9 protein-coding genes are annotated in these 14,350 nt (G+C 45.3%); 1 reads left to right on the plus strand and 8 read right to left on the minus strand.

From position 1 onward, the window contains the following. Positions 1–135: 135 nt before the first annotated feature. Positions 136–1,095 (minus strand): delta-lactam-biosynthetic de-N-acetylase, encoded by a 960-nt coding sequence (pdaA, locus tag BUA78_RS12705; protein ID WP_072915131.1) that lies wholly within the window; start codon positions 1,093–1,095, stop codon positions 136–138. Positions 1,096–1,249: 154 nt separating this feature from the next. Here pdaA and BUA78_RS12710 point away from each other — a divergent pair, with 154 nt between their 5' ends. Beyond that, positions 1,250–2,506 carry a hypothetical protein gene (locus tag BUA78_RS12710; protein ID WP_072915133.1) on the plus strand — a complete coding sequence of 419 codons (1,257 nt, stop codon included), beginning with the start codon at positions 1,250–1,252 and terminating at the stop codon, positions 2,504–2,506. A 119-nt stretch (positions 2,507–2,625) separates the two neighbouring features. On the opposite strand, the gene BUA78_RS12715 is transcribed toward BUA78_RS12710, so the two are convergent. From BUA78_RS12715 to ytvI, 7 genes are all read right to left on the minus strand, one after another. Further along, complete coding sequence (locus tag BUA78_RS12715) at positions 2,626–6,912, minus strand: PolC-type DNA polymerase III (RefSeq protein WP_072915136.1); 4,287 nt, start codon at positions 6,910–6,912, stop codon at positions 2,626–2,628. 34 nt (positions 6,913–6,946) lie between these two features. After that, entirely contained in the window at positions 6,947–8,104 is a 1,158-nt protein-coding gene (locus BUA78_RS12720) for an MGDG synthase family glycosyltransferase (protein WP_072915138.1), read from the minus strand. Positions 8,105–8,113: 9 nt separating this feature from the next. Continuing rightward, positions 8,114–9,823 carry a proline--tRNA ligase gene (locus tag BUA78_RS12725; RefSeq protein WP_072915141.1) on the minus strand — a complete coding sequence of 570 codons (1,710 nt, stop codon included), beginning with the start codon at positions 9,821–9,823 and terminating at the stop codon, positions 8,114–8,116. Between the two features lie 144 nt (positions 9,824–9,967). Further along, positions 9,968–11,017, minus strand: coding sequence for a flavodoxin-dependent (E)-4-hydroxy-3-methylbut-2-enyl-diphosphate synthase (gene ispG, locus BUA78_RS12730; protein ID WP_072915143.1), 1,050 nt, complete (start codon positions 11,015–11,017; stop codon positions 9,968–9,970). A gap of 10 nt (positions 11,018–11,027) precedes the next feature. Beyond that, positions 11,028–12,062: an RIP metalloprotease RseP gene (gene rseP, locus BUA78_RS12735; RefSeq protein WP_072915146.1), complete on the minus strand. Its 1,035-nt coding sequence runs from the start codon at positions 12,060–12,062 to the stop codon at positions 11,028–11,030. A gap of 10 nt (positions 12,063–12,072) precedes the next feature. Then, entirely contained in the window at positions 12,073–13,233 is a 1,161-nt protein-coding gene (locus tag BUA78_RS12740) for a 1-deoxy-D-xylulose-5-phosphate reductoisomerase (RefSeq protein WP_072915148.1), read from the minus strand. A gap of 18 nt (positions 13,234–13,251) precedes the next feature. After that, complete coding sequence (ytvI, locus tag BUA78_RS12745; protein ID WP_072915151.1) at positions 13,252–14,340, minus strand: sporulation integral membrane protein YtvI; 1,089 nt, start codon at positions 14,338–14,340, stop codon at positions 13,252–13,254. Positions 14,341–14,350: the final 10 nt, after the last annotated feature.

The following is a 14,350-nucleotide window of genomic DNA, read 5'->3' on the forward strand; positions in this document are numbered from 1 at the left end:
GGGGTGTCAAGAGAACCGTCCCCTTGACAGCTACATGTTTGAAATTTTAACAAAACAGCAAAAAAATTAACCCCTTTTAAATCCTTTCAAGGGGTTAATTTATCAGAATTTCACCATTTTCTTTCTGGGGCTTCCTTATTTAATTTCATCCAATGTTCTGAATTGATACCCCTGTTCCCTGCATTCCTTAATAAAATCCCCCAGCATCTCAGCATTCGCCTTATTCACTGCATGCAGCAGGATAACAGCACCACTATGCAAACGCTCCATGACTTTGTTTTTATTTTCCTCAGGAGTCCCTGCTTCCGGGCGCCAGTCTACGATGGCTACAGACCAGAAAACATTGCGATAACCCATCTCATTGGTGATTTTCAAAGATTTTTCACTGTATTCTCCCATGGGAGGTCTCAGATAGGTCATACTGCCGCCGGTGGTGTTTTGATAGGCTTCACTAAGGGTGTTGATTTCTTTACGAATTTTTTCCTCACTAATCTGCGGTAAACTAGGATGGTTATCCGTATGATTTCCTACAATATGGCCTTCCTGAATCATCCGCTTGACCAACTCGGAATTCCGGCGCAGGTAATCTCCGGTGATAAAGAAAGCTACCTTCACATTATTTTCTTTTAATGTATCTAAAATCTGAGGTGTATAACCATTCTCATATCCTTCATCAAAGGTTAGATAAAGGTTTTTACCACTAACATCCCCATGATAAATACCACGATATTTCTCCAACCAAGCCTTCCCTTTAGCATTTACTTCCGGTAAGGTATGCTGCTGATTGGGTTTATAATACCAGCTTAACTTCTCACCGGCAGGGGCTTGTACATTTGCTGGTGTGCTGGTAGCTGGGGCGGGAGTCTTATTCTCTTGGTTCTCTTGAGGCTTGGCAGCGGGTTGCTCTGTTGAAATGGTCTCCTCTTCTTGAGGCCTTTCAGCTTCCACCTGAGGCTGTTTTGGTACCTCTAGCACAGGGGGTGGGGTTTGGGCGGTCTGTTCCAGCCCACTCTTATTTTTGGCTATCAACATACCCACACCCGTTGTAAATACTACAACGATAACTATTAAACCAATCATTAGCTTTTTATTCATAGAGCCAGCTTCCCTTCATCAGAATAGTATCTTTTTAGTATTATTACCTAACTGCCAAATGGTAGTCATATCCCTCCTGTTTTGGCAATATATAACATACGAAGCCACTTCACTGCTCCGTCTTTCTTATACTATAAACCGGAGGATAGAATAAATGATTCTACAAATCAGCCGGGCTCGTCTCATTTTGTGTGGTGTAATAATTACCTGTTTACTTTCCCTTTGGCTCATCATCGGTTGCCTGGTAATAGAACGGGTAGAGAACAGCCAAGAGGGTATGGTGGTAGTTACCTTTACCTTTCTGGCACCCATGAAGCCCTCGGCTATCCAAGATCTAGAGATTCATCAGATCAATCAGGAGAAAAAAGTTCCTTTTACATATACCTGGCAAACCGCCAATACCTTGCAAATTAGGATTGCTGAAAAGAATTATCCCCGGGGAAACCTTTATCAGTATCGTTTTAAATGTGCTCCCTCTATGTTCTGGCCCTTTTTCGTCTGGGCCGGGGGCAATTTTCAAGCAAAGGTGCCAATAAGATTTATTGGCATTGAAGCAGGGAATACAGTACCTTCCAAAGGCCCGGTGATTCTGCAATTTAATACTCATGTGAAGGCTAATGAACTCAACAAATACCTTAAAGTGCCCGTACCCGGAAGATTAGAACCAATCAATAAGGACCTGAGCCGCTGGCGTTATTGGCCTACGGAAAAATTAAAAAATCTTAGCACTTACGAGATCGAGCTCTTAAAAGGATTGCCTGGCCAATATGGGGGTAAGCTTACAAAATCTGTTAAGATACAGTTCAAGACAACACCGGAATTCTTACTTGAGAATGTTTATCCCCGCCCAGGTTCTACCGGTGTATGGCTTTCCAGAGATATTGTTTTGGAAACGAATCAGCCCCTAAAAAACGGCTCCTTAATTAGTAACGATTTACCCGGTAAGTCGGTTATTAAAGGTAACAAAATTCAATACCTACCCCAACGCATGCTCCTACCAGGTAAGACGTATCGACTAAAGGCTCACCTGGTTTCAATTAGTAATGAAACTCTCGATTACGAGTATTCTTTCTCCACCACCAACCTGGGACATAACCGATGGTTAGAATTTCAGCTAGCTCCTTCCCCTACTCTATGGCTGATGGAAGGTAACAAAACACTGAAAGAAATGAAAGTAACCGTGAAAAGCGGACGAAAAATCCCCAGCGGTACCCTCTACGAGCAAAACCGAAATACTGGCTGGATCAGGCTTAATGCCGACATTCTGTTGCACGCCTTACCGGAAGGAAAGGTAGACAATCATAAAAGTCTGGGACTTCCCACTACCTATAGCTGCATCTACCTCAAGGAGCAGGACTTAACAGATCTTCTCCAGGCTTTACCAGCGGGGTTCATGTTTACTTCCCGTTAAGAAGGTTCGAGACAAACCTACATTACCAGTATACAGGAAAAACCGCCACATCGTAACATAAAAACACATAAATCAACAAATGCCCTACAGCTCATGAGGATGAACTGTAGGGCATTCTTTTAAAATAAAGCCATCTGATCGGATTCTTGTAGATTTCGTAGTGAACCATGATTTTGCAATACTTCGATTACCGTCTTGGATACCTTCGCCCGACTGCGCAGATCATCAATGGAGGTAAAGGGAGCCTCTTCTCTAGCTGCTACAATGCTTTGGGCAGCGGCACTGCCTACACCCTGCAAACCGCCAAAGGGAGATAATAATCCGTCTGGTGTGATGATAAATTTGGCAGCATCTGATTTTTCGAGATTTACTGGTAATAGTTTGATACCCCGTTGGTTCATTTCCAGTGCGACTTCCAGAATGGTCAGGAGGTTTTTCTCCTTGGTGGCGGCCGCGTTTCCTTTTTCCTCGATTTCTTCAATAACCTGCCGTATTTTACCTTCCCCTTGCACCATCAAATCCGCATCGAAATCATCGGCTCGTACTGTAAAATAAGCCGCATAAAAGGCTTCTGGACGGTACACTTTAAACCAGGCAATCCGAAAGGCCATCATCACGTAAGCGGTGGCGTGAGCCTTGGGGAACATGTATTTAATCTTGCGGCACGATTCTATATACCATTCAGGCACCCCTTGGGCACGCATAGTTTCGGCATCCTCTTCCGTCACACCCTTACCCTTACGTACCCCCTCCATAATTTTAAAGGCCTGTTTGGGCAGTAATCCCTGGTAAATAAGGTAGACCATTATATCATCCCGGGCCGAGATAGCCTCTGATAGTTTACAGGTACCTTGCCTAATTAAATCCTGGGCGTTATTCAGCCAAACATCCGTGCCGTGGGAAAAACCCGAGATGCGTACCAGCTCAGAAAAGGTATTGGGGTTGGTATCCACCAACATTTGGCGAACAAATTTAGTACCAAACTCAGGGATAGCATAGGTGCCAACCTGGGAGCGAACTTGCTCCGGCGCTACTCCTAAAGCCTCGGTGGATGAGAATAGACTCATGGTTTTCGGATCATCCAGGGGAATCTGCCGGGCATTTAACCCCGTTAGATCCTCCAGCATACGAATAACCGTCGGGTCATCATGACCCAGAATATCCAGTTTCACCAGACTATCATGAATGGAGTGATAATCAAAGTGGGTGGTTCTGGTATCGGATTTTACATCATCCGCCGGGCGCTGCACCGGTGTAAACATATGCACATCCAGGTGGTTCGGTACCACCATCAACCCCCCCGGGTGCTGACCGGTGGTCCGCTTAACTCCGGCACAACCATTTACTAATCTCTTTAACTCAGCATTCTTTTTCTTGATATTTCGTTCTTCAAAATAGTTTTTAACAAAACCAAAGGCGGTTTTATCGGCAATGGTACCAATGGTACCGGCTCGGTAAACGTACTCCTTACCAAACAGTTCCTCCGTATATTTATGGGCTCGGGGCTGGTACTCACCGGAAAAGTTAAGATCAATATCGGGAACTTTATCTCCCTCGAAGCCCAAAAACACTTCGAAGGGAATATCATGACCATCCTTCACGAAGGCCGTACCACAGGTGGGGCAATTTTTATCCGGCATATCTGCACCACAGCCCGCTGATCCGTCTGTTAAAAACTCACTGTTCCGGCAGTTGGGACACCGATAATGGGGCGGTAATGGATTCACCTCTGTAATGCCGGTAAAGGTGGCCACCAAGGAAGAGCCTACGGAACCCCGGGAGCCTACCAAATAACCGTCATCCATGGATTTCTTAACCAGCTTTTGAGCAATTAAGTACAGCACCGCAAAACCATTGCCAATGATTGATTTTAATTCCTTATCCACCCTTTGCTGTACCACTTCCGGCAAGGGTTCCCCGTACAGTTCCTGGGCCTTTTGCAAGGTCATATCGGTAATCTGCTGCTCCGCGCCTTCAATGGCTGGGGGGTGCAAAATGTCCGGGATGGGCTTAAAAGAGTTGACCGAATCGGCGATCTGCTGAGGATTCCTCACCACCACTTGGCGGGCGGTATCGCTACCCAAATACAAAAATTCCTCCAACATTTCCTGGGTGGTTTTAAAGTAGAGGGGCGCCTGCTGATCGGCGTCCTCAAAGCCTTTACCCGCCATCAGGATGCGCCGGTAAACCTCATCCTCGGGGTTTAAAAAATGTACATCCCCGGTTGCCACCACCGGAATACCAAGTTTCTCTCCCAAGGACACCACTTTACGGTTTAATTCTCTGAGGTCTTCCTGTGTATTTACTTGTCCGTTGCGAACTAAAAATTCATTGTTGCCCAGGGGCTGGATTTCTAGGTAGTCATAGAAGGCGGCGATGTTCTCCAACTCTTCCTGGGAAGCACCGGCTAACAAAGCCTGAAACAATTCACCAGCCTCACAGGCAGAACCAATAATCAGCCCTTCCCGCCGCTTCACCAATTCCTGTCTGGGAATCCGGGGTTGGCGGTGAAAGTACTGTAGATGGGACAAAGTAATCAATTGATATAAGTTCTTTAGACCAATCTCATCTTTGACCAAGATGGTAATGTGCCTGGATCTCAGCTTGTCCTGTTGGACTCCCCGGCCCAGCTCATTAAGCTGCTTAAGCTCTGTCGTACCTTGTTCCATCAATTTTTTTAGTAATAGTAGCCATAATTTACCGGTGGCTGCCGCGTCGTCCACCGCCCGGTGGTGGTTGGCCAACTCAATCTTAAACTCTTTCACCAAGGTCCCTAGCTTATGATTTTTTAAAGTGGGTAAGAGAATCCTGGCCACACCCAAGGTATCGATAACCGTATTCTTAACTTCCACCTGAAGGTGTCTTCGAAAACCAACCTTCAGGAAACCCAGATCAAAGGAAGCATTATGCGCTACCAGAACTGAATCGCCAATAAATTCCTGTAAGGCGCCCAGAGCCTCAGGCACTGCCGGTGCATCTTTCACCATCTCCGGGGTAATGCCGGTAAGCTTGGTAACTTCGTAAGGAATTTCTTTGCCCGGCTTGACTAGGGTGGTAAAGCGAGCCACTTCGTTCCCCTCACTATACTTTACCGCACCAATTTCAATAATATCATCGGTCCGAGGGGAAAAACCGGTGGTCTCAAAATCCAAAATCACATAGGGCAAATTAGCCAATGGCTGATTCTCCTGTAGGTTCCATAGGGTGGGGATGCCGTCATCAATAAGATAACCTTCCACACCATAGATTAGCTTGATACCGGCCTTTTTAGCAGCAGCATAGGCATCGGGAAAGGCTTGCACCACGCCATGATCGGTAATGGCTACGGCTGGGTGTCCCCAAGCGGCTGCCAATTTTACAGCATCTGCAGTACCACAAACACTATCCATCGAACTCATTTTGGTATGTAAATGTAATTCCACCCTCTTTTCAGAGGCGGTATCCATGCGCACTGGAGGAGCATTCCCTAGATTGATATCATAGGCCATGACAGTTAACTCTTGGGAAAACTTATCGTATTGAGCCGGCCCCCTTACCACTACCCAGAGACCATTCTTTAACCGCTCACTGGTTTCTGTGTCACCCTCATCCAGAAATTTTTTTACCTCAATGGAATCGGTATTATCCGTTAGGCAAAAGGTTACTATTTGACGGCCTGATTTTAGTTGCCTAAAGTCCACATCGAAGATCTTACCTTGAATAACAACACTGCGTTCTTCCTCTTGAATCTCGACAACCGGCGTGGTTTGTCCTTTGATGGCTTTCCCTATAATAATTCTAGGATCCCCGGTGTGACTGGCAGAGGATGTCTTTTCTTTACTAGGGGGCGCACTGTTTTGTTCAATAACTAGTTTTTCTCTGATTTCCTGTTCTATTTGCTCCTGCAATTGACACCAGGATTCATCTTCTTCGGGTTGGTGTCTAATTGTCATCTGAACATCTGTTTCTAGACCACATTTTGCTTTTAGCCAATTTTTTAGGTAAAAATCGCATTCTCTACCCTTAAGTAACTCATGGGTAACCTCGTCTGGCAAGAATAAGGTTAAACAATGCTCCTGCCATTGCCATTCGACCTTCTGCAGGCAACCCCGTAAAACTGGATAGCGATGCGCCAACTCGGCTTTGATTAATTCGAAATCCGGTTGATTGGTAACTGCAGTTGTCGTAGGTTGTTGAATATCTAAAGCCAACAAAACCGGCCCTGGTGTTAAGCATTCCAGGGCCGATTGAAGTTGCAATATTTCTTCACCAGTTAGTTGTTGTTCCAGATGTAAAGATAATTTCCATTGTCTTTTTTGAGTATTAACCGCTACCCGGGTAATTTTAGCATGTTTAAAGATGTCTTCCTGCAGGTTGTTGCTGTGCTGTTTATGTTTGTCCAGTACATCTAGCAGTGATACAGCCACTGTTAACCCTCCATACAAATCCATAAGAGAATGACTACTGAAATGCTTCGATTTCGTTGCGTTCTTCTACTAATTTTTGTATAACATCAACGGCCGCGGCTGCAGATCTAGGACTGCCAATTCTTATGGCAGCTTCCCGCATAGAGGTTTGCCAAGCTGGTAATTTCAAATAGTTTTTGATCTGTTGAATCAGGTCCTTGGAATCTCTCACCAGTCTGGCCGCCCCAGCATTTTCCAAAAACTCGGCGTTTCGTTCCTCTTGTCCAGGGATAGGATTGGTGATAAACATGGGTAAACCACTGGCCATCGCTTCGGAGGAAGAGAGTCCACCCGCTTTACCAATCATGATATCACAAGCTGCCATTAGTTCTTGGATATTATTAATATAGCCCAAAATATGAACCCTACCAGGCAAATGAGCCTTGCTTAATTTATTTCTAAGCTGTTCATTCTTGCCGCAAACCACCATCAATTGGCATGGCAAATGGGACGCAGCTAAATCTTTAACTACCTCCTCTAAGGGACCCATGCCTAATCCACCACCCATAATAAGTACAGCAGGAAGTTCCGGGTCCATCTGCCACTGACGGCGTAAAATCAGTTTATCCTTAGAAGAACTAAAATCAGGATCAATGGGTATCCCTGTGGCCTCTATCTTAGTAACGGCAATACCATGGTCTGTAAAAGCCTTCACCAGAGACTGCGCTGCCACCAGATAACAATCTACCTCATCAAAGAGCCAGAAAGGATGGACTGTAAAATCTGTAATGGCAGCGATAATCGGTACCGAACATTTTTCCCTGCGCCGTAAATCTGTCAGTATGCCTAAAGGAAAGGGATGCGTACAGACAATGGCTTGGGGTCCCATTTGTTCAATAAGTGAAATCAGTTTCGGTGCTGCCAATTTATTGATAATCCGATTAAATTCATGCTTAGCGAAACCCGAAAAGGGCTTTTCTTTTTCTGCTTGACGGTAAAAATATCCATAAATTACCGGCGACATTTTGATAACTTCCATATAAGTCCCCAAGACCATTTTCTCAATGAGGGGACTGGCATAGCGAAAAGTATCTAAGATCGTGACTACAGCTCGGGGATTCCGCTGTAATATCTCTTGTTTAATGGCCGCCGCAGCCCTCATATGCCCTTCTCCTGCGGAAACGGACAGTATCAGAACTTTATCTAATATCATCTTTACCACCTACAAAGTTGGCAATAATTTATTAATTTGTTCCACCACCTGAGCAACAGGTATCAACTCGGTTTTACCGGTTCGACGCTGGTGTACCTCTACCACGCCTTCTTCAATGGCTTTACCACCAACAACGATCCTGAGTGGGTAACCAATCAGATCGGCATCTTTAAACTTGACCCCGGGTCGTTCAGTCCGATCGTCCAGAACTGTTTCTACACCGGTTTGATTTAGCTCTTGATATAACTTTCCAGCTAATTTCACTTGGTTTTCATCCTTGGCACTAACCGGAATAACCACTGCATGGAAGGGAGCAATGGCCGCGGGCCAAATAATGCCATTTTCGTCGTTATTTTGTTCAATAGCAGCTGCCATGGTACGGCTGACACCAATGCCATAGCACCCCATCACAATGGGTTTTTCCTTGCCGTTTTCATCCAAAAAGGTAGCACCTAATGTTTCACTATATTTGGTTCCCAGCTTAAAAATTTGTCCAACTTCAATCCCTTTTGCTTCTTGAAGTTCTGCCTGGCACTTAGGGCATGGCTCACCTGCTCGTACCAAGCGGATATCTTCCACCAACTCCGGTTTAAAATCACGGTTGGGGTTAACATTGGCGAAGTGGGCCTCAGCCTTGTTAGCTCCTGCCACTGCATTAGCCATGGCCATAACTTCGGGGTCAGCCACCATGCGAATGTTTTTAAGTCCCACCGGACCTACGTAACCGGCAACGGCACCAGTGGCCTGCTGGATAGCAGCATCACCAGCCAATTCCAGCGTCAGGGCACCCAGAACGTTTTGCAGTTTGATCTCGTTGACATCCCGATCACCCCGTACCAATGCAGCCACAATTTCTTTATCAGTTTGATAGATCATGGTTTTAATAATCTGACCTGTTGCCATACTCAAAAAGGCCGCCACTTGGTCAGCAGATTTTTGTCCGGGTGTAGAGACTTCTTTAAGAGCTAGTTGTTGAGTGGTGGGATCCAAACCAGCAGCAGGTTGCGAAGTAGCTTTTTCTACGTTGGCAGCATAATCACACTTGGTACAATAAAGAATAGCAGCCTCACCAGACTCAGCCAATACCATAAATTCATGTGTACTACTACCACCAATGGCCCCGGAATCGGCCTCTACAGGTCGGAATTGCAAGCCACAGCGATTGAAAACATTGGTGTAGGCCTCATGCATTTTTTTATAGCTGACATCCAAAGCAGCTTCATCGCGATCAAAGGAATAAAGATCTTTCATGATGAATTCCCTACCCCGCATTAAACCAAAACGTGGGCGACGCTCATCCCGAAACTTATTTTGGATTTGGTAGAGCAATTGTGGCATTTGTTTATAAGAACGAACCTCACCGCGCATCAGCAAGGTAATAACTTCTTCGTGGGTGGGACCAAGACAAAAATCCCGGTTGTGGCGATCCTTCAGCCGAAATAATTCAGGTCCATAGACATGCCAGCGGCCGGATTCCAACCACATCTCTGCGGGCTGAATAATGGGCATTAACAGTTCTTGTCCACCCTGCTTGTCCATTTCCTCCCGAACAATGTTCTTGATCTTTCTCAACACCCGTTGAGCTAATGGTAAATAGGTGTAAACACCGGAAGCCGCTTTACGAATAAAACCGGCACGCAGTAACAATTTATGGCTGACCACTTCAGCTTCTGCCGGTACTTCGCGCAGGGTGGGAATTAACATTTCCGTGGTACGCATGATTGGATGTCCTCCTTGGTTATGCAAAATTATGCTAGTGGCCATAAGCCGTAGTTTTTCTATCCTGATAATAACTGAAAAGGTTAGTATGGGTATGGTGTTATCATTTTCTGATAGAACCAAACCCAGTTGGTATGTATCTTCCTATAGCTCCTCAATTTCCTTCAATAGCTCCTCCAACAGCCTTTCTTCCGGCACCTGGCGGATGATTTCGCCTTTGCGGAAGATGAGGCCCACCCCTTTGCCGCCGGCAATACCTACATCAGCCTCTCTGGCTTCGCCGGGTCCGTTTACGGCACAGCCCATGACTGCCACTTTAATAGGCTTGTCTACTTTGGCCAGCCTCTCTTCTACCTCTTCGGCAATTTTAATCAGGTTGATTTGGGTTCTACCGCAGGTGGGGCAGGAAATAAGTTCTACACCCCGCTTACGCAAATTGAGTGCCTTAAGGATATCCCAGGCCACTGAAATCTCATGCCGGGGATGTCCAGTCAGGGATACCCGAATAGTATCACCAATGCCTTCAGCAAGCAGAGCACCAATTCCTACCGCCGACTTAATGGTACCCCCTTTAATGGTACCTGCTTCGGTAACTCCCACATGCATCGGGTAGTCTACCACATCCGTAAGTCTACGATAAGCCTCCAGCATCAGAGGTATGTTAGAGGCTTTAAGGGAGACTTTAATCTCCGGATAATTCAGATCCTCCAGCAACTTGATGTGATTAAGGGCACTTTCTACCATGGCTGCTGCTGTAACACCGCCGTGTTTTTTCAACAATTCTTTTTCCAGGGAGCCAGCGTTTACCCCTATCCGAATGGGCACCCGGCGTTCCCGGGCGGCAGCCACAACTTCCTGTACTTTGGCAGTTCCGCCAATATTCCCTGGATTAATCCTTAAACCGTCTATCCCAGCTCTTAAAGCTGCCAGAGCTAAGCGATAATCAAAGTGAATATCCGCTATCAACGGAATGGCAATGCTTTTTTTGATGGTAGTTAATGCTTCTGCAGCCTCCCCGTCAGGAACTGCCACGCGTACTATTTCACAGCCAATCTGAGACAATTCATCAATTTGAGCTATGGTTGCACCTGTGTCCCGGGTATCGGTATTCGTCATCGATTGGACAATCACAGGGGCATCTCCACCAATCTGTACCGAGCCCACCATCACAGGACGTGTTTGTTTCTTTCTCATGATACCTCCACTAGCGATTGCTAAACAGCAACGAAACGATATCATTATAGGTAATGACAACCATCAGTAACAACAGTAAGCCAAAGCCGATTAGGTGAATGAAACTCTCCTTAGCAGCTTCCACCGGTCTACCGGAAATCTTTTCCCACAGTAAAAACAACACTCTGCTGCCATCCAAGGCGGGTATCGGGAAAAGGTTAAACAATCCCAGGTTAATACTAAGAAAAGCTGCTAACTGCATAACCTGGAAAATCCCAAATTCCGCAGCTTTGCTAATCTCATTAACCACTCGGACTGGCCCACCTAGATCCGCTGGCACCTGCTGCATAAACATTTTGCCAATGAAGGTGATAATTAATCCGGTAATCTGTACCGTATAGGTTACACCTGTGGCCAAAGCACTGAAGGGGTTTTGTTGCTGCATGGTTGGGCGAATACCCATTTTATACTGTCCGGTTTCATCTTTTACAGTATTAACTGTTAGAAGAATTTCCTCGGTATCCCTTTGCACCTTAAGCTGTAAAGGTTTGCCTGCTTGTTTGTTCGTTTCAGTAACCAACTGATCCCAGTTTTCTATAGCGGTCTGGTTAACTGTTTTGATTTGGTCACCCATTTGTAAACCAGCTTTTTGAGCCGGCGATCCAGCAATCACTTCGCCGATGACAGTGGTGGTGCTGGGTACTCCCTGGATCATTAAAATAGCGGCAAAAAGAACCGCTGCCAAAATAAAATTCATTAAAGGGCCGGCGATAATAACGGCTGCTCTTTGCAAAGCTGTTTTATGATTAAAGGTTTTTTCAATGGGGATACCCTTATCCTCTTCTTCATTAGGGTCCATGCCTGCCATCCGAACAAAGCCCCCAAGAGGTAATAGGCGAAGATTATAGATGGTTTCGCCCCGGTGGACCCCAAATAGTTTAGGTCCGAATCCTAAGCTAAATTCGTGTACCATAATCCCCACTCTTTTGGCTACCAGGAAATGACCTAACTCATGAAAAAAGATTAATAAACCAAAAACAACCACCGAAGCGATAAATGTTTGCATATTTTCACCTCTAATAATTACTTAGAATTCTTGTGGCCTCTGTTCTTGCCCATTGATCTATGAAGAGAATCTCTTCTAAACTACTCACATTGGTGGGCGGATGATTCTGTAGGGTCTTATCGACAACCATGGGAATCTCTAAAAAACGTATCCTGCCTGCCAAAAAGGCATGTACAGCTATTTCATTGGCCGCATTCAGAACAGCTGGTGCGGAGCCCCCTTGTTTACCTGCCTGATATGCCAAGGCCAAGGCAGGAAATCGTTCGGTATCTGGTTCTTCAAAGGTCAACCCCATTAATTCCGTTAGGTTTAGTCTGGGTAAGTCGTTAAACCAACGCTCTGGATAACTTAGGGCATACTGTATCGGTATCCGCATGTCTGGCATTCCTAGATGGGCTAGAATCGAACCGTCCCCGTACTCCACCATGGAATGAATCATGCTTTGAGGGTGAATCACCACATCAATGTCCTGAAAATCCAGGTTAAAAAGCCATTTCGCTTCGATCACTTCCAGGCCTTTATTCATTAAACTGGCTGAATCAATGGTGATTTTCTGACCCATGGCCCAGTTTGGATGTTTGAGTGCCATGGCTGGCGTAACCTGTTCTAGGGATGTCCGGTCCAGTTTTCTAAAGGGACCACCGGAAGCTGTTAAAATTATTCTTCTTACAGATTTTTTGTCTTCCCCGTGCAAACATTGCCAAATAGCAGAATGTTCACTGTCCACCGGGAGAATTGACACCTCATGTTCAGCCGCCAGCTTTGTTACATAGTGGCCAGCAGCTACCAAGGTTTCTTTATTAGCCAGAGCTATCTGTTTTTTGGCAGTAATGGCTGCACAGGTAGGAATTAGTCCGACAGCTCCGCTAAGAGCCGTTACCACCACTGAGGCTTCCTCACAAGTAGCCACCCTGACCAAGCCATCTATGCCGTAATGGATCTCTGGATAGAGCCCTTGTTCAGCCAATTGCAGCTTAAGCCACTTGGCATCTTCCTCTGTTTCTAGTGACACCACTAAGGGCCTGTACTGAATACATTGCACCAAAAAAGCCTGTCGGTTCTTCCCTGCTGCCAATGAAACTACCGCCAATTCCTCTGGGAATTGCTGAACAACCTCAAGGGTTTGTCTGCCAATGGAACCCGTACTGCCTAAAATTGCTATCTTTTTCATCTTGGCACCTCTATTAAATTATTTCACCCTCGGGGTTGGAAATCCTGCTTTCACCACTGCTTGAACTGCAATTAACAGGATGGGACCTACCACCATGCCAATGAAACCTAGTAACTTAAAACCAAGAAATAAGGCTAATAGAGTAGCCAAGGGATGTAAGCCTAAATTATCTGCCACTACTTTAGTTTCCAGAAGTTGTCTAGCAACCAATATTACCCCATATAAACTTAGAAGTTTAAGCCCAAAGACTATGTTACCAGAAACTAAAGACCAGATAACCCAAGGTAATATCACTGTACCAGGTCCTAATACCGGTATAATATCAAAAAAGCCAATCAAGAGTCCCATCGTCAGTGCATACTCTGCTCCAATGATATAGAGACCAACTATACTGATTAGAGTGCTAATGCTAACAAGAATCCCTTGGGCTTTAATATACGAAATAAAGGCACTGGTTACCTCTTTAAGCACAAAAATACTTTTTTCACCGTAGGGTGAGGGCATTATTCTTACCCATTTCAAACCCAACAATCTACGATCCTTCGTAATAAAATAGGTCGCCAGAAGACTAACTATAACCACGGTAATAATCCCCGGTACGGCAGAGAAAGTGCCAATTAGGTAGTCTAAGGTTACTTTTAGATAATTCTGCAACGCATCTGCAATGGAACCAAAGGAGCTTTGGATAGCACTTGTTACACTCGGGGGCAGATCACCGTAAAAACGTTGCAGTCGGGGCAGCGATACCCCAACCCATGATTGTATATCAGAAATTATGAAAGGGATACTTCTGGATAAATGAATTAATTCAGTGATTAATCTTAGTAATAATAGGGTGATGATGGTTCCAAAAAAGGAAAATATCAGGAGCATTGATAAAGCCACTGCCGGTCCCCGAGACAAGCGAGCTTTTCTTTGTAGTACACCCACCATGGGCTCCAGCAAAAAACTAATAAATAGAGCCAACAAGAAAGGAATAACCAGGGGCAAAGCAAAAGAAAGCCCCCGGACAAGATATTCCGAAAGTTTGTCAAATATATATAAACTTACTAAAAGAAGTAGACCGGCCAATATAATATGTAGGGCGGTCCGTAACCAAGTAGGCATTTTTGTCACC

It is taken from the genome of Desulforamulus aeronauticus DSM 10349, from assembly GCF_900142375.1.
In the GTDB taxonomy this organism is placed as follows: Bacteria; Bacillota; Desulfotomaculia; order Desulfotomaculales; family Desulfotomaculaceae; genus Desulfotomaculum; species Desulfotomaculum aeronauticum.

Excerpts from the sequence above, each read along its gene's own strand:
- pdaA (WP_072915131.1), bottom strand. The coding sequence starts at position 1,095 with ATGAATAAAAAGCTAATGATTGGTTTAATAGTTATCGTTGTAGTATTT.
- BUA78_RS12710 (WP_072915133.1), top strand. The coding sequence starts at position 1,250 with ATGATTCTACAAATCAGCCGGGCTCGTCTCATTTTGTGTGGTGTAATA.
- BUA78_RS12720 (WP_072915138.1), bottom strand. The coding sequence starts at position 8,104 with ATGATATTAGATAAAGTTCTGATACTGTCCGTTTCCGCAGGAGAAGGG.
- BUA78_RS12725 (WP_072915141.1), bottom strand. The coding sequence starts at position 9,823 with ATGCGTACCACGGAAATGTTAATTCCCACCCTGCGCGAAGTACCGGCA.
- ispG (WP_072915143.1), bottom strand. The coding sequence starts at position 11,017 with ATGAGAAAGAAACAAACACGTCCTGTGATGGTGGGCTCGGTACAGATT.
- rseP (WP_072915146.1), bottom strand. The coding sequence starts at position 12,062 with ATGCAAACATTTATCGCTTCGGTGGTTGTTTTTGGTTTATTAATCTTT.
- BUA78_RS12740 (WP_072915148.1), bottom strand. The coding sequence starts at position 13,233 with ATGAAAAAGATAGCAATTTTAGGCAGTACGGGTTCCATTGGCAGACAA.
- ytvI (WP_072915151.1), bottom strand. The coding sequence starts at position 14,340 with ATGCCTACTTGGTTACGGACCGCCCTACATATTATATTGGCCGGTCTA.